Annotated in this window: 16 protein-coding genes; 11 read left to right on the top strand and 5 right to left on the bottom strand. The window is 68.1% G+C overall.

What is annotated here, in order from left to right; translation table 11 throughout:
* Positions 1 to 77: 77 nt before the first annotated feature.
* On the top strand, positions 78 to 533 hold the full coding sequence (locus ACIRQH_RS01580) for a MarR family transcriptional regulator (protein WP_358819674.1): 456 nt from the start codon (positions 78 to 80) through the stop codon (positions 531 to 533).
* A 96-nt stretch (positions 534 to 629) separates the two neighbouring features.
* Here the strand turns inward: ACIRQH_RS01580 and ACIRQH_RS01585 are convergent, their stop codons facing one another.
* Positions 630 to 1,325 (bottom strand): type 1 glutamine amidotransferase domain-containing protein, encoded by a 696-nt coding sequence (locus ACIRQH_RS01585; protein WP_358819673.1) that lies wholly within the window; start codon positions 1,323 to 1,325, stop codon positions 630 to 632.
* Between the two features lie 475 nt (positions 1,326 to 1,800).
* On the opposite strand from ACIRQH_RS01585, the gene ACIRQH_RS01590 reads away from it, so the two are divergent.
* Positions 1,801 to 2,868 (top strand): alpha/beta fold hydrolase, encoded by a 1,068-nt coding sequence (locus tag ACIRQH_RS01590; protein ID WP_404223593.1) that lies wholly within the window; start codon positions 1,801 to 1,803, stop codon positions 2,866 to 2,868.
* Positions 2,869 to 2,919: 51 nt separating this feature from the next.
* Here ACIRQH_RS01590 and ACIRQH_RS01595 read toward each other — a convergent pair whose 3' ends face one another.
* Complete coding sequence (locus ACIRQH_RS01595) at positions 2,920 to 3,468, bottom strand: TetR/AcrR family transcriptional regulator (RefSeq protein ID WP_404223595.1); 549 nt, start codon at positions 3,466 to 3,468, stop codon at positions 2,920 to 2,922.
* Positions 3,469 to 3,680: 212 nt separating this feature from the next.
* Between ACIRQH_RS01595 and ACIRQH_RS01600 the strand changes: the two genes are divergently transcribed.
* The 3 genes from ACIRQH_RS01600 to ACIRQH_RS01610 all read left to right on the top strand — a co-directional run bounded on the left by ACIRQH_RS01600 (position 3,681) and on the right by ACIRQH_RS01610 (position 5,880).
* Positions 3,681 to 4,235: an ester cyclase gene (locus ACIRQH_RS01600; RefSeq protein WP_404223597.1), complete on the top strand. Its 555-nt coding sequence runs from the start codon at positions 3,681 to 3,683 to the stop codon at positions 4,233 to 4,235.
* A 400-nt stretch (positions 4,236 to 4,635) separates the two neighbouring features.
* Positions 4,636 to 5,196 (top strand): NADPH-dependent FMN reductase, encoded by a 561-nt coding sequence (locus ACIRQH_RS01605; RefSeq protein WP_404223598.1) that lies wholly within the window; start codon positions 4,636 to 4,638, stop codon positions 5,194 to 5,196.
* A gap of 123 nt (positions 5,197 to 5,319) precedes the next feature.
* Positions 5,320 to 5,880: a CGNR zinc finger domain-containing protein gene (locus ACIRQH_RS01610; protein ID WP_404223600.1), complete on the top strand. Its 561-nt coding sequence runs from the start codon at positions 5,320 to 5,322 to the stop codon at positions 5,878 to 5,880.
* Positions 5,881 to 6,013: 133 nt separating this feature from the next.
* Here the strand turns inward: ACIRQH_RS01610 and ACIRQH_RS01615 are convergent, their stop codons facing one another.
* The gene (locus tag ACIRQH_RS01615) at positions 6,014 to 6,484 is read right to left on the bottom strand and encodes a MarR family winged helix-turn-helix transcriptional regulator (RefSeq protein ID WP_388865705.1); all 471 of its coding nucleotides are present in this window, start codon (positions 6,482 to 6,484) and stop codon (positions 6,014 to 6,016) included.
* A gap of 121 nt (positions 6,485 to 6,605) precedes the next feature.
* Here ACIRQH_RS01615 and ACIRQH_RS01620 point away from each other — a divergent pair, with 121 nt between their 5' ends.
* The 4 genes from ACIRQH_RS01620 to ACIRQH_RS01635 all read left to right on the top strand — a co-directional run bounded on the left by ACIRQH_RS01620 (position 6,606) and on the right by ACIRQH_RS01635 (position 10,113).
* Positions 6,606 to 7,655 (top strand): LLM class flavin-dependent oxidoreductase, encoded by a 1,050-nt coding sequence (locus ACIRQH_RS01620; RefSeq protein WP_388865702.1) that lies wholly within the window; start codon positions 6,606 to 6,608, stop codon positions 7,653 to 7,655.
* On the top strand, positions 7,648 to 8,679 hold the full coding sequence (locus tag ACIRQH_RS01625) for an LLM class flavin-dependent oxidoreductase (protein WP_404223603.1): 1,032 nt from the start codon (positions 7,648 to 7,650) through the stop codon (positions 8,677 to 8,679). The genes ACIRQH_RS01620 and ACIRQH_RS01625 overlap by 8 nt, the downstream gene beginning before the upstream one ends.
* Before the next feature lie 19 nt (positions 8,680 to 8,698).
* Positions 8,699 to 9,415, top strand: a complete 717-nt coding sequence (locus tag ACIRQH_RS01630; RefSeq protein ID WP_358819664.1) for an NAD(P)-binding domain-containing protein — start codon at positions 8,699 to 8,701, stop codon at positions 9,413 to 9,415.
* Positions 9,416 to 9,711: 296 nt separating this feature from the next.
* Complete coding sequence (locus ACIRQH_RS01635) at positions 9,712 to 10,113, top strand: DUF1622 domain-containing protein (RefSeq protein WP_358819663.1); 402 nt, start codon at positions 9,712 to 9,714, stop codon at positions 10,111 to 10,113.
* Positions 10,114 to 10,222: 109 nt separating this feature from the next.
* Here ACIRQH_RS01635 and ACIRQH_RS01640 read toward each other — a convergent pair whose 3' ends face one another.
* Complete coding sequence (locus ACIRQH_RS01640) at positions 10,223 to 11,017, bottom strand: DUF1963 domain-containing protein (RefSeq protein ID WP_404223605.1); 795 nt, start codon at positions 11,015 to 11,017, stop codon at positions 10,223 to 10,225.
* Between the two features lie 325 nt (positions 11,018 to 11,342).
* Between ACIRQH_RS01640 and ACIRQH_RS01645 the strand changes: the two genes are divergently transcribed.
* Complete coding sequence (locus ACIRQH_RS01645) at positions 11,343 to 13,061, top strand: SpoIIE family protein phosphatase (protein WP_404223607.1); 1,719 nt, start codon at positions 11,343 to 11,345, stop codon at positions 13,059 to 13,061.
* Positions 13,062 to 13,126: 65 nt separating this feature from the next.
* Here ACIRQH_RS01645 and ACIRQH_RS01650 read toward each other — a convergent pair whose 3' ends face one another.
* A complete protein-coding gene (locus ACIRQH_RS01650) occupies positions 13,127 to 13,468 on the bottom strand; it encodes an SCO0607 family lipoprotein (protein ID WP_358819660.1) in 342 nt (113 codons plus the stop codon).
* A 260-nt stretch (positions 13,469 to 13,728) separates the two neighbouring features.
* Here ACIRQH_RS01650 and ACIRQH_RS01655 point away from each other — a divergent pair, with 260 nt between their 5' ends.
* Positions 13,729 to 14,304 carry a hypothetical protein gene (locus tag ACIRQH_RS01655; RefSeq protein ID WP_404223609.1) on the top strand — a complete coding sequence of 192 codons (576 nt, stop codon included), beginning with the start codon at positions 13,729 to 13,731 and terminating at the stop codon, positions 14,302 to 14,304.
* The last annotated feature ends 81 nt before the right edge of the window (positions 14,305 to 14,385 follow it).

Genomic DNA, 14,385 nt, shown 5'->3' on the forward strand with positions numbered 1-14,385 from the left:
CGGACCCACCGGCCGGGCCCCTCACCGCGTCGCGGGCGCCGCGCGGGTCTTTCGCACCGGCGATTTAGACTGTGGCCATGCCAGACGTGATGCATATCGAGCCCCTCGACCGCGACGAGGAGGCGTTCCTGCGGGCCCTGGGCCGTGTGATGGCGCTGCTGCCCCGGGTCGTCGATGCCGACATGCTGGACGAGCACCCTATTTCGAGCACCGAGTACCTCGTCCTGGTGCACCTCTCCGAGGCGCCGCACAACCAGATGCGGATGAGCGAACTCGCCAACACGTGCGGCATGTCGCTCAGTGGCATGACGAGGGTGGTGAACCGGCTGCAAGCCCGGTCCCTGGTCGTGCGCGAGAAATCGCCCGACGACGGCAGGTCCTGGCTAGCCGCCCTCACCGAGGCCGGCTGGACGCAGCTCAAGGCCGCGTGGCCGACCAACCTAGCGAGTGTGCGACGCCATGTGTTCTCACGCCTGGACGGTTGTGACATCGCCGCCGCCACGGAGGTGCTGCAGCGCATCGCGCCGCAGTAGAGGGAGCCGTCCGTAGCGTACAGCCGCGCCGATCGAGGCAGTTGACCCCAGATCCGGACCAGGCCCCGACGCGCCGCGCGCAACCCTACGACGTGCTCACTTGAGGATTTCGAGCAGCCTGTCCCCCAGGACGGCCGCAGAGTGCGGATTCTGTCCGGTGACGAGGTTGCGGTCCTCGACCATGTACGGCTCCCAGATCGGGCCGCGGCTGTACTCGACGCCCACCTTTTCCTTCAGCTCGTCCTCCAGCAGCCACGGCGCCCTGGAAGCCAGTCCGACTCCCTCTTCCTCTTCGTTGGTGAACCCGGTGACCCGGTAGCCCTTGAAGGGGGACACACCGTGGATCCGGGTGGACAGGAGGGACGCGGGGGCGTGGCACACGATCGCCAGAGGGTCGCCCGAAGCGAGTTGCGCTGTCAGCAGCCGGCCGGCGTCAGCGTCGTACGCCAAGTCCGACATCGGCCCGTGCCCACCGGGCAGGTACACCGCGTCGTAGTCCTCTAGGCGGACGTCCGACAACTTCAGCGGCCGGCGCATCACCTCCGCCGAACGGATGATCTCCTCAAGTTCCAGAGCGCCGTCCACACCGCCGGCCATCGAGGGCCGGAGACTCATCATGTCGACATTCGGCGTCACGCCGCCGGGTGTCGCGACGACGACCTCGTGGCCGGCTTCCGTGATCGCTTTGTACGGCATCGCGAATTCCTCGGCCCAGTAGCCGGTCGCGTACCGAGTTCCGTCCTTCAACACCCAGTACGTCGCGCCGCTCACGATGAAAAGTACCTTCGCCATCGCTGTCCGCCTCCTCACCCCCAGGCGCTTTGCCCGAAGGATTTAGCCGCATCCCAGCCTAGGTACGGCCATGGTCCGGCGCATGTGGACGAGGCCCCGAATCCGCACACTCAGCGTGAAATCGCTGTTGCCGCATGAAATCGTTTCGCCGCGTCTCCACTCAACTTGTCCGCAGTCGAGGGGTGTTGTCCGCACGGGCGGAAGGCGGCCCCCTTGGCGCAGGGAGCGAAAAGACATCTCCGCCTCTTCCGAAGTGTCCGACCAGGGTCGACGTGACGGTCGGACACGATCGGGGTCGACAGTGCGGCCCGAGCGCGTCCGGCAGGGACTGGAGAGTGACGTCACCTGCTTGACCGGTGACGGCACCTGTGACACGGTCAGGTCACACTCGCACCGGCAGCCCGCGACGACCCACCGGCAGCAGCCCCTGCGACCAGCTCGTCGAACTCAGGAACCGCACGACGGAGGACTTCCCATGCTCAACAGGCGTACGTTCAACAAGGTGCTCGGCATCGGCACCGGCGCCACCGCGGCTTCACTGGCCGCCTTCTCGGGCACCGCGAACGCCGCGACCGTCGAACGCAACGGGGTCGGCACCTCGACGCCGATCGCGCCCGCGACCACCCCGAGGACGCACACCTCTTTCGCACCTCTGAAGCAGGTCAAGGCGGGCCTGCTGGACGTCGGTTACGCCGAGGCCGGCCCCGCGCACGGCCCCGTCGTCGTCTGCCTGCACGGCTGGCCGTACGACATCCACAGCTTCGTGGACGTCGCTCCCCTGCTCGCGGCCCAGGGATATCGGGTCATCGTCCCCTACCTGCGCGGACACGGCACGACGCGGTTCCTGTCCTCCCGCACGTTCCGCAACGCCCAGCAGTCGGCCGTGGCCCTGGACATCATCGCCTTGATGGACGCCCTCAAGATCGAACGTGCCGTGCTCGCCGGATTCGACTGGGGCTCGCGCACCGCCGACATCATCGCGGCCCTGTGGCCCGAGCGCGTCAAAGCCCTTGTGTCCGTGAGCGGTTACCTCGTCACGAACGTCGAGGCGCAGAAGAAGCCGCTCGCTCCCCAGGCGGAGTACGCCTGGTGGTACCAGTACTACTTCAGCACCGAGCGGGGCCGCCTGGCCATGGAGGACAAAGCCGACCGGCACGACCTCTGCCGCCTCGTCTGGGACACCGTGTCTCCGACCTGGGACTTCGACGACGCCACGTTCGAGCGGACGGCCACCGCCTTCGAGAACCCGGACTACGCGGCCATCGTGATCCACAACTACCGCTGGCGGCTCGGTCTCGCCGAAGGCGAGAACCGATACGACCGCTACGAGAAGGTCCTCGCCACACGTCCCGTCATTGCCGTGCCGACCATCACCATCGACCCCGAGCGGGATCCGTTCACCGCACCGGGGAACGGCGCCGCGTACCGCGACCGTTTCACGGGCCCGTACGACCACCGCATCCTGACGGGCATCGGCCACAACGTGCCGCAGGAGGCGCCGGCCGCCTTCTCACAGGCCGTCGTCGACGTGGATCACCTCTAGAACATCTAGAACATGGGGGCCGGCGACCGAGGGCGCCACAAGGTACCGGGGTCACCTCAGCGCGCCGACAGCAGTCCGATAGAGGGCCTCCTCGGCGTCGTCCCAGGACCAGCCGCTCTCGCCCACCAACACACGCCAGCCGGAGGGGCCGAACCAGCACCAGAGCAGGTCGGCTGTCCGCTCGACCGGGAAGGCGGGCGCGGGCTCCAGAGTGTGCAGATGTCGGGCAGCGACCTGAAGAGCGTTCCGATACGCCGCGGTCGCGCGCTCCCACAGCATCTCGCCGTCCTCATGGACGGGCAACGCCTTCCTGATCGCCTCGTGCACGGCGAACTGGCTCTCGTTCCCCTCCCGCGTCCCGTGGGCCAGCGCCCTGAGCACCGACTCCCGCGTTCCCAGCGCCAGCAGACCCTCCATGGCCTGCGCGTAGCCCGAGGCAGCCACCCCCCGGTCGACGATGCGGTTGAGGATGTCGCCCTTGCTCCCGACACTCGCGAACACGGTCTTCGGCGCCACTCCCGCCGCCGAGGCGATGTCGGCCACGGTCACCCGCCCGTATCCGTTCGCGGCGAACAACTCGGTGGCCTGACGGAGAATCACTTCTCGCGTACGGGAGGCTCCCTGCTCCCGCAAGGGCGATACATATGGGCGTTTGAGCGACACGCAACGGACACTAGCATCGTGAATTGATTAGGTACGCTGTTACCCGAAAGGGTCGAGGACCGTCCCACGTCCGGATCGACGGCGGCGCACCGCCCGCCGGTCCTCACACCCCCACAGCACATGTCGCAACCTCGACGAAAGGCGTCACCATGGGACTGGATTCTTCGGAGTTGGGCCGCGGGCTCTTCCGTGTCCTCGAGACAGGCGATCGGGAGTTGGCCGTCGAGGTGGTGCACGAGGACTTCCGGAACCGGGAAGCCGCGGTGTCACCGACGGCCTGCTCGCTTCCCGGCCCCGCCGGCGTTCTCGCCTCGGGCGCGTGGATGCGCTCCGCTTTCAGCGGTCTGCGCTTTGCCGTCACCGGGATCGCCCACGAGGACGACCATGTCTGGGTAAGACTTCGCATGCAGGGCCGTCACACGGGACCCTTCGTCCGCTTCAATGACGGCGCGCTCGACCAGGCCGTTCCTCCCACGGGGCACGAGATCGACTTCGAGCAGATCCACGTGCTCGGACTGAGCGACGGCAAGGTCATCTCTCACGAGGCGGTGCGCGACGACGTCACCATGCTCGGACAGCTTGAGGTGTTCCCCCCGAAACCGGCACGCCTGCTGCGCATGCTCGGCTGGCGTCTCACGGGACAAGCCTCTCGTGCCGCCGCCCAGGTGTCGGCCGCGGCAGCCGAGGCGGCCGCCCAGCGCTGACGCCGTGCCGGGTGCCGTCGTGCACCCGGAGCACGAGCGGCATTCTGCCGTCGACCGAGACGGAACGGAGAACCACACGCCGCCACGCGGAGGCTTCGCGCCGGCACTGTCGGCTCGCCCGAAAATTCTTCCTTCCGAATACATCACCCCGGATACGTACGACTCGACGGCACCACCAGGGACGGAGCCGTCGAGAAGTGACCGCTCCGGCCGGGCACACACCGAGCCGTCCGAGCGCCAAGGCCGTGCGACAGCGCCCCCGCGCAGGCGCCGCAGCAGAGGCAAGGCCTTCCTGCCTTCATATATTTGACTCATCAATCATCTCGACGCATACTTCGCAAGGCAAGTACTTAGAGCGGCGTGTTCACAGCCGCTGCTGTCCGCACGAAAGGGTCTACCCGTGACCAAGATCGGAATCATCATCGGCAGCACGCGGCCGGGCCGCAACGCCGAGGCCGTGGCCCGCTGGGTGCACGAGGTCGCCACCGAGCGCACCGACGCCGAGTTCGAGCTCGTCGACCTGCTGGACTACAAGCTGCCGCTTCTGGACGAGGCCTACCCGCCGTCCATGGGCAACTACACCCAGCCCCACACCCAGGCATGGGCCGAGAAGATCGCGTCCTTCGACGGGTACGTCATCGTCACCCCCGAGTACAACCGCGCGGTGCCGGGCGCCCTGAAGAACGCCATCGACTTCCTCTACGCCGAGTGGAACAACAAGTCCGTGGGCTTCGTCAGCTACGGCGGCGTCGGCGGCACCCGCGCCGTGGAGCACCTGCGCGGCATAGCGGGCGAGCTTCAGCTGGCCGACGTCCGCTCCCAGGTGGCCCTCTCGCTGTTCACCGACTTCGAGAACTTCTCCACCTTCACGCCGGCCGACATCCAGCGGGACACACTCGCCACCACCCTGGACCAGGTCGTGGCGTGGGCTGACGCCCTCGCTCCCCTGCGTACCGCCTGACCGACCCGGACGGCCACCTCTCGGCTGACCGGATGTGAGCTGTGAGGCCGATGCGCCCTTCCGCGCGTCGGCCTCCACAGACGTGCCTTGGCAGTCACCACAGTCACCTGCCAGACTAGTGATGTGAATCTCGACCACGTCTTCGTCTGCGGGACTCCGGCCCTCGACTTCGCCGCGACGCTGCGCGCCCGGCGCTCGGTACGGTTCGAGATGTTCGCGACGCCGGACAGACTGGACGCCTGGTACACGGAGTGCGGCATCGTGGACGCCGTATCCCCTTGTCGGAGTGCCGACGTGGAGCAGGCGAAGGCCGTGCGTGAGGCGATCTACGAACTGGTCACGGCACGTCGCCTCGGCGAGGACTTCGGGCACGGGGCCCTTGCCGTGGTCAACAGCGCCGCGCGTAGACCACCGGCCGTGCCGCAGCTCACGCCTTCCGGGCGCTGGACGGCGGCGACACCCGACGAGGCTCTGTCCACGGTGGCGAGGCTCGCGATCGAGCTGTTGAGCGGGTCGGACGTGCCCCTGCTCAAGGAGTGCGGAAACCCCGAGTGCACCCGTACCTACATCGATCGCTCGCGCGGGATGCGTCGGCAGTGGTGCGGGATGGAGTCGTGCGGCAACAAGATCAAGGCGGCCGCGTACCGCGCCCGCAAGAAGGAAACCGCGCCGGCCTCCAGCTGAAGAGCGGCGCGTCGGGCGATCGAGTCCGTCCATCACGGCCGCTGCTTCGAGTTCGACGACGTCCGCACGCCGACCCGCTGAGACCCGGACACGCACGGCCACGCGCCGCGGACTCGACCAAGGCCGTTGCATGTCAGTGCCGGTGGATTCCCCGCGCGGTGCGCAACGCCGCCATCGCATCACCGACGGCCGCGATCCGCTCCGGACTCAGCGAATCGACGAACACTTCGCGGATCGCCCGCAAGTGCGGCAGCAGGGCCGCCCGGAAGGCGTGGGCCCCCTCGTCGGTGAGCACCACCTCCGCGCCCCGACTGTCGGTCGCACACTTGTCCCGCCGAATCAGCCCGCGGCGCTCCATCCGCCCCAGGTGATGCGACAGCCTGCTGCGCTCCCACCCCACGACCCCGGCCAGCTCCGAGGACCGCAGCGTGTGACCTGTCGCTTCGCTGAGCGCCAGGAGCACCGCGTAGTCGCCCGGCGACAGGGAGGAATCCCGCTGCAGCCGGGCGGCCAGCTCGTCATGGAGCGCCTGGGCGGTTTCGACGAAGTCGCGCCAGACCCGTAGCTCCTCGGCGTCGGGATACAGGCCGCGTCGTTCGCTCACCAGTGGTCCCTTCATTGTTTGACGTGTCAATCATATCGAGTGATACTTGCCGCATCAAGCACATGTTACTCCCGCATTTTTCAGGTGGCCCCCCATCCGGGAACCATCGAAGGAGGACGCCATGACGGCCGCGACATTCGAATTCGGCCTGAACTCGTTCGGGGAGGTCGCGACGGACGCCGGACGCGTCCTTGACGATGCCGAGACCGTTCGGCTGCTCGTCGAGGAGGCGCGACATGCCGAGGCCGCGGGGCTGGATGTCTTCAGCATCGGCGAGCACTACCGTCCCGGCCACGTCGACACCGCGGCTCCGGTGCTGCTCTCGGCCATCGCCACCGCGACCCGGCGCATTCGCCTCGGGACCTCGGTGACCGTGCTCAGCACCAACGACCCCGTGCGGCTGTACCACGACTTCTCCACGCTCGACGCGGTCTCGAACGGCCGCGCGCAGCTCGTCGTGGGACGCGCCTCGGCGACGGACTCGTTCCCGCTGTTCGGTTACGACATGAGCGACTACGAAGAGCTCTTCGAGGAGAAGCTCGAACTCCTCATGCGGCTCCAGCGCGAGGACTCGGTGACGTGGTCCGGCGCCTTTCGTGCGCCGCTGTCGGAGCAGCGGCTGCGTCCCCGGATGCGTCCGGACGGAATCCCCACGTGGATCGGCGTGGGAGGCAGCCCCAACTCGGTTCTGCGCGCGGCCCGTTACGGCCTCCCTCTGATGCTGGCCATCATCGGTGGACGCCCGAAGCGTTTCGCCCGTCATGTCGATCTCTACCAGCGCGCCCTGCAGCAGGCCGGACACGGCCCCCAGCCGATCGGCCAGCACTCCCTGGGCTTCGTGGCGGACACCGACGAGGAGGCCGCGGAGACCTGGTGGACGTACTGGAAGCCGGTGGTGACCGGCCTTGCGCAGGAACGCGGCTTCTATCCGCCGACCTGGGACACCTACCGCGACGAGATCGACCACGGTGCGCTCTTCGTGGGCTCTCCGGACACCGTCGCCCGCAAGATCGCCACGGCTGCGCGTGATCTGAGCCTGAGCCGCTTCGACCTCAAATACGACATCATGCACCTCCCTCGCGAGGCCCGCGCCCGCAGCATCGAACTGCTGGGCCGCGAAGTCGCCCCCCGCGTGCGGGAATTGCTCACGAAGGAGTCCCGTCATGTCTGATCTCGACTTCGGCCTCGACACGTTCGGCGACGTGCCGGTGGACGACTCCGGTGCACAGGTCTCCCATGCCAGGGCGATCCGTCAGCTCGTCGACGAAGCCGTTCTCGCCGACGACATCGGCATCGACGTCCTCGCGGTGGGCGAGCACCATCGCCCCGAGTACTCGGTCTCCACGCCGGAAACCGTGCTCGCCGGCATCGCCACGCGCACCAAGCGCCTGCGGTTGTCCTCCGGTGTGACGGTCCTCAGCTCCGACGACCCTGTCCGGGTCTTCCAGCGCTTCGCGACCGTCGACGCCCTCTCCAACGGTCGAGCCGAGGTGATCCTGGGGCGAGGGTCCTTCACGGAGTCGTTCCCTCTCTTCGGCTACGACCTCAGCGACTACGACAAGTTGTTCGAGGAGAAGATCGAGCTCTTCGTGCGTCTCCTCGACGAGAAGCCCGTCACGTGGAAGGGCAGTGTCCGGGCCCCCCTCGAAGAGGCCGAGGTCTTCCCTCCCACCGAGTCCGGTCACCTGACCACCTGGGTGGGCGTCGGCGGTTCACCCCCGTCGGTCGTCCGGACCGCCCGCTACGGCCTGCCCCTGATGCTCGCCGTCATCGGCGGCTCCCCCGCACGCTTCGCGCCCTACATCGACCTCTACCGGCGGGCCACGGCACAGTTCGGCACCACCGCGCACCCTGTGGGGATGCACTCGCCGGGGTTCGTGGCCGACACCGACGAGGAGGCCCGCGAGGTGTACTGGCCCAGCTACCGGACCATCCGCGACCGGATCGGCGCGCTACGCGGCTGGCCGCCGATACGCCGCGAGGAGTTCGACGCCGAGATCGAGCACGGCTCGCTGTACATCGGTTCGCCGGAGACGGTCGCGCGCAAGATCGCCCGCGCCGTGAGCGAGCTCGGGGTGGGCCGCTTCGACCTCATCTACACCGCTGGGGCGCAGCCGATCAGCGCCCGGCTGCGTGCCGTGGAGCTGTACGGCACGAAGGTGATTCCCATGGTCCGCGACATCCTGGCCGACTGACCGAAGGAGAGGGAGAACGATGAACATCGACGAAGCGCCCACGATCGGCATTCTGGGCGCCGGAAAAGTAGGGACCGTACTGGCCCGGCTGGCACTCGCCGCCGACTACCGCGTGCTGATCGCAGGTTCGGGCGCGGTCGAGAACATCGCTCTCACCGTCGAGGTGCTCGCCCCCGGTGCGGTCGCTGTCACCGCGGAGGAAGCGGCGGCCGGAGCGGATGTCGTGGTCCTGGCGCTCCCCCTCGGCAAATATCGCAGGCTCCCTGTCGAAGCCCTGCGGGGGAAGCTGGTCATCGACGCGATGAACTACTGGTGGGAAGTCGATGGTCTGCGGCAGGACTTCACCGACCCCGCCGTCTCCACCAGCGAGATCGTCCAGGGGTTCCTGCCCGACTCGCGCGTGGTCAAGGCGCTCAACCACATGGGCTACCACGACCTCGAGGACGGAGCCCTGCCGCCCGGCCTTCCCGGCCGCAAGGCGATCGCCCTCGCCGGCGACGACGCGCACGACCTGACCACCGTCGCGCACCTGGTGAACGCCCTCGGCTTCGACCCCGTGGACGCCGGTCCACTCATCGAGGGCGTACGACTGCAACCGGGCACGGAACCGTTCGGCGCCAACGTCGCGGCCCTCGAGCTGCGGGCCATGCTGGACCGCTTCCCGACGACGGAGCACGGCCGTGCGGTCCTCGCAGCCCGGGCCACAGGAACGGCGTCCCTCGACATGGCCCGCTGAGCCGCCCCGCCGCGAGACCCACCCGAGCGGCGGTGAACCTGGTCACCCATCCGGCTCTTCGCCGTCAGCAGGAGAGATCCCGCTGCCGCATCGTTCGATCCACTGGCATCAGTGGCGGGGTCCATGGTCTCTCGCACGGACTTCTCCGTTGCGTGGGCACCCCTCGACAGTCATTTTGCTGTCGCAAAGCAATGGGTCGATGTCGAGGCGTTCCACGGCCCTCCGTTCGCGCCGGGGCGCGGGAGAGGGTGAGCGCCTAGCCTGGCAAAGGAGCCAGGGAGGACGAGTCGATAGCCGTGATCTTCAGCATCGGTGACCTGCTGCCCGAGTCGAGCCTGCGTACCGGAGTCGATTTGTTGGTGCGCCTGGTGGAGGCCGGCGGCGCCATCATCATTTTCGTGGGCGCGGTCGTCTCTTTCACCCGCTTTGTCACGGTTGGGCTGCGGGAACGGCGGCCCGAGATCTTCGTGTCCGTGCGGCTCACGCTGGGTCGCTTCCTGCTTCTTGGTCTGGAGTTCCAGCTCGCCTCCGATATTTTGCGCACGGCCATCTCCCCGACCTTTCGAGAGATCGGCCAGCTGGCCGCGATCGCGGCCATTCGGACAGCGCTCAACTACTTCCTCGGTCGCGAGATCAAGGAAGAACGGGCCCAGATTGCGGCCGAAGAGGCGCCGGAAGTCTCCGAGAAGGACGCTTGACAGCGATACACAGGAGCCTGCCACCTGAGCTGCCCGCGGTTGCCCCCATGAGGCCTGGTCGAGTCGTCCAGCGACGGCGGGGTGGCGAGGACCGCCGACGCCGAGCACCTCAGCACTGCTGCTCGAAGTGAAGGTTCTCCCAGCGTCCGGCGGCGATGTCCTCGCGGGTCCCCACCATCAGGTTCAAGGTGAACAGGCCGTGGTCAACGCCGTTCCCGGATATCTGGGCCAGCAGCACCAGGCCGTCCTGGTCCGGTGGAACCTGCCACTGGTCGGAGAATCCGCCGATCTGCGCGACGGAGTGGGGCGCGGTTCCGGCGTGGACGCTGTTCACCAGCGCCTCTACGAAACGGTCCAACACCTCCGCGTCCTGGCCTTCGCCGTCGCCGTCGCCGTCACCGTCCAGGAAGGTCTGTACCTGCGGGCAACTGTGCCAGTCGTGGTCGATGGTCAGCCCCGGCACGGGGTACAGCACACGCGATTCGTAGGCAACGGTCTTTGAAACGTCCACGTCCTCACGCGACGGACGTTCCCCGGTCGGGACACCGGCGGGGACGTGGAGAACGGCGGAGTCCTCCGGCTCGTACTCGAACGTGGTGAAGAACAACAGCTGCCCATCCGGGGGAAGTTCGATGTCGAGGTAGTCGCGGGGCAGGGCCGCGCAGTCGACGGCCAGCACGAAGGGATCCGCCTGTCGGCTCTCTTCATCACCCTCGGCCAGGGGAGGAAGCCCGCCGGTCCTTCCCGCCGGACGGAGATCCTCCCGGCCGGCCTCGGGCAGATCAGCCCGCCTCACCAGGAGGACACACGGTCGCAGCAGTCCCGCCAACTCCCCGGCCACGTGCGCGGGAACGCCGTGCTGCCCCGCCAGCCTGGTCACGTTGCGCTCGTCGACGTATGCCATGCCGACGATCGTGTCACGGCCCACCGACACGGGCTGGGACCGTTCTCCGGAGGGGACGACCCGGGAGCGTGCGGCGTGCCCCGGCCCCTGCGGCCAGAACCTGATCCATGGCGCAGGCCCGGACACAACTTGCTCGTTTCCGGGCGCGTACAGTCCGTAAGCGCGTGCTAGAAAAGGAGGACTTCGGCTCTCGTGGCCGACGGGCGATCGGCGGTTCGGACAAGAGCAGCCTCCTCAGGGAATCCGCGGAGCGGTTTCTCCTGACCACGCTGCCTGCCCAGGATCTGTCCGGGACTCGACCGGATGGGCGGGCAAACTTCCTGTCATGCGAGGAGCCATGATGACGGACCGCTCAACCGCACCGCCGACGGTCATCGATCAGCTGGCGGTGAGCGCCGCTCTCGCGCACGCCAGTGCGGGTGTCTACGCCGTCGCGGACTCGGGGCGGATCGTCTGGGCGAACGCGCACGCGCTCGATCTCCTCATCCTCGGCGCCGACGACGTGATCGGGCACGACGCCCACGATCTGCTGCACCGCGACGCACACGGACGTCCGGTCCCGAGGAAGAGCGGCGGACGACGCCAACAGCCTGCCCGACAGGAGTTTCGGACCGGCCTCAACTGGTATCCCCGCGGCGACGGAACCCTCCTGCCAGGGCGATGGTTCTCCCTGCCCTGCGAAGCCGACGAGCAGGGCGTGGTCGCCCTCGTAGCCTTCCAACCCGTCGAGGCACCCGAGCCGGACGTGGCCCGGCCGACGTCGCCCCGCGCCCTGTCGGAAGGTGAGCGTCTGGCCCTGCTGGCCGACACGACCGCTCAACTGATCTCCAACGTCGACGTGCACGGGGCCCTGCGCCGCGTGGTGGAACTGATGCTGCCGCGGCTCGCGGACTGGGCCGTCATCGACCTGATCGCCGAGGGGGACGAGGTCACGCGATCGCTGGTCGTCCAGGCACAGGACTCCGTGCTGCGGATCCGCGAGGATCTGCAGGGTCCCATGCCCCCGATTCCCGCTTCCTCCCCCATGCCCCTGTCCAAGGCCCTGCGAGGTGCGGCATCGGCTCTCGCGAGCCCGGAGACCTACGACGGGCCACCCGATACCGGGATCGCCGTGGAACAGCGCAAGCTGTTCCAGGCGACCGGGATCCAGACCGCGGCCATCGCTCCCATCCGCGGCCCCCACGAGGTCGTCGGTGCCCTCACCCTGGGGCGCACCCGACGCGACGAAGCGTTCACGACGGGCGACCTGGCACTCGTGGAGGACATAGCGCGCCGGATCGGCATCGCTCTGGAGAACGCGCGCCACTACCAGCGTCAGCGGCAGATCGCCGCCACCATGCAGCGCTATCTGCTGCCCCAACTCCCGCAGTTGTCGGGAGTGGAGATGACCACCCGCTACCTGCCCGCCCCGGACGCCTCGCACGTCGGCGGCGACTGGTACGACGCCTTCACCCTCCCGGCCGGGGACACGGCCCTGGTCATCGGAGACGTGGTCGGCCACGACCTGGACGCGGCCGCCGGCATGGCACAACTGCGCAACATGCTCCGCGCCTACACCTGGTCACAGGACAACCCCCCGCACCGCACCGTTCAGGACCTCGACCAGGCGATGAGGCACATCACCGATGTCCGCATGGCAACCCTCATCCTGGCCCGTCTCGCCTGCGACGCCGCCGGACGATGGATCCTGCGCTGGACCAGTGCGGGACACCCGCCACCCCTGCTCGTCGACCACGACGGCGTGACCCGCTACCTCCACGAGGGCAACGGGCTCCTACTCGGTACGGGCACCGACCGCCCGCGTCACGACGCACAGGCGACGCTGCCGCCGGGATCGACGCTCGTCTTCTACACGGACGGACTCATCGAGACCCGCCGAGAACTCCTGGACACCGGCCTGGAACGCCTGCGCCGGAACGCGGCAGCGCTCTCCCACCGGCCCCTGAACTCCTTCACCGACCAACTGCTCGAACGCACCCGTCCGACCGACAACGACGACGACGTCGCCCTGCTCACCCTTCGCATCCCGCCCGGCACTCCGTAGGACCCGAGGCTCCGCGCCGGCATCCCGAGCCACGGGTCCGCCAGTAGCGATGCGGGCTTTCCGGTTCAGCCCGCGTCCGGGGCAGCGATGATGTTTCCGTCCTTGTCGAGTGTGTGAGTACGCCAGTACACGTCCCACTTGTCGTCGACCTGCCGCGGCACCTTGCCCGCCGGATATCGCGCATAGCCCGCCGAAGGCTCTTCCTTGTCCGAGAAGCAGGCCGATCCGGTGCTGCCCACCGACAAGGCGGGGTACTCGCCGTTGCCGCAGATGTTCTCCTCGTACCCGAAGCCGGCGCATCCGGTGAGGACCATGGCTGCGGCCGCGGCCGTGAGGGCAGCGACGACGACGGGAATCCTTCCGGCGCGGAAGACGGTGGCGGGTCGGTTCGTCCGGGGCACGTTCATGATGATCTCCAGTCGCTTGGTGTGTACCCAGCCTCGCCGTCGGGGATCCCCGTGCCTTGAGTACCCGTACTCAAAGGGGCCTGCTCTCGTGCTCAACACATGGCAGTGAGAGCCGATCTGATGGAGCATCGGATAGTGATCCGCTGTGACTGGGACAACCCACCTTGCCCCTGGAGGGCAGCCTGGTCAGAGCGCCATGCGATGCTGAGCGGCCACCAGGGCCGACGCCGTCGGCGACGGCATGCTCGGAGGAAGTCACGATGCGAATGCCATGGCGCCGGCGGTCGGCCGGACGCTTCGGACCGCTGCTTGTCGCGGCGGGGATCAAGCCCGGATCCGTCGATGAGTCGGCCGAGTTGACCGTGTCCCGGGAGGTTGCCTGGCGGGCCGCCCGCCGGGATCAACTCACAACCGCCGATATTCTGCGGGTCGTTGAAGGGATGCTGCGAGACGAACGGGAATACGAGTTCGTCGTCTCCGTTCTGGAAGGCATCCAGAACCTCGTGTCGCACGGTCTCGACGCGTTCCGTTCTCCGGACGAGATACACGGGCTGCTCGGGCCACGAGCAGCGGTCTGTTGGGACGGCTTGACCGGATTCTGGTCCGCGGTGGCAGGCTGGTGCGCTCTCACCGGGCTTCAGCTCGAGTCGTCGGCACCGCTCCTCACGGTCGAGAACGAGGAGCTCAGAATGCTGCTGTTGACAGCGAACCGGACCTTGGCCACCGGTGAGAAGCTCGGGCTCGCACAGGCCGTCCGTTACGAGAAGGCCGGTGGATCGCCAAAGCCCGGGTACAGCCACTTCGCCCTGGCACTCGAACGGATGGGACAAGGCTGAGCGCGGCCGACGCACGTTCAGAGCGTCGGATGCCTGACGCGGCAGTGGAGCACGGTCACCGGCAGGCTCGTCGACTGCCGG

It is taken from the genome of Streptomyces sp. NPDC102279 (assembly GCF_044766365.1).
GTDB lineage: Bacteria > Actinomycetota > Actinomycetes > Streptomycetales > Streptomycetaceae > Streptomyces.

Excerpts from the sequence above, each read along its gene's own strand:
- ACIRQH_RS01585 (WP_358819673.1), bottom strand. The coding sequence starts at position 1,325 with ATGGCGAAGGTACTTTTCATCGTGAGCGGCGCGACGTACTGGGTGTTG.
- ACIRQH_RS01655 (WP_404223609.1), top strand. The coding sequence starts at position 13,729 with ATGCGAATGCCATGGCGCCGGCGGTCGGCCGGACGCTTCGGACCGCTG.
- ACIRQH_RS01600 (WP_404223597.1), top strand. The coding sequence starts at position 3,681 with ATGGGACTGGATTCTTCGGAGTTGGGCCGCGGGCTCTTCCGTGTCCTC.
- ACIRQH_RS01590 (WP_404223593.1), top strand. The coding sequence starts at position 1,801 with ATGCTCAACAGGCGTACGTTCAACAAGGTGCTCGGCATCGGCACCGGC.
- ACIRQH_RS01580 (WP_358819674.1), top strand. The coding sequence starts at position 78 with ATGCCAGACGTGATGCATATCGAGCCCCTCGACCGCGACGAGGAGGCG.
- ACIRQH_RS01645 (WP_404223607.1), top strand. The coding sequence starts at position 11,343 with ATGCGAGGAGCCATGATGACGGACCGCTCAACCGCACCGCCGACGGTC.
- ACIRQH_RS01640 (WP_404223605.1), bottom strand. The coding sequence starts at position 11,017 with ATGGCATACGTCGACGAGCGCAACGTGACCAGGCTGGCGGGGCAGCAC.
- ACIRQH_RS01650 (WP_358819660.1), bottom strand. The coding sequence starts at position 13,468 with ATGAACGTGCCCCGGACGAACCGACCCGCCACCGTCTTCCGCGCCGGA.
- ACIRQH_RS01630 (WP_358819664.1), top strand. The coding sequence starts at position 8,699 with ATGAACATCGACGAAGCGCCCACGATCGGCATTCTGGGCGCCGGAAAA.
- ACIRQH_RS01625 (WP_404223603.1), top strand. The coding sequence starts at position 7,648 with ATGTCTGATCTCGACTTCGGCCTCGACACGTTCGGCGACGTGCCGGTG.
- ACIRQH_RS01620 (WP_388865702.1), top strand. The coding sequence starts at position 6,606 with ATGACGGCCGCGACATTCGAATTCGGCCTGAACTCGTTCGGGGAGGTC.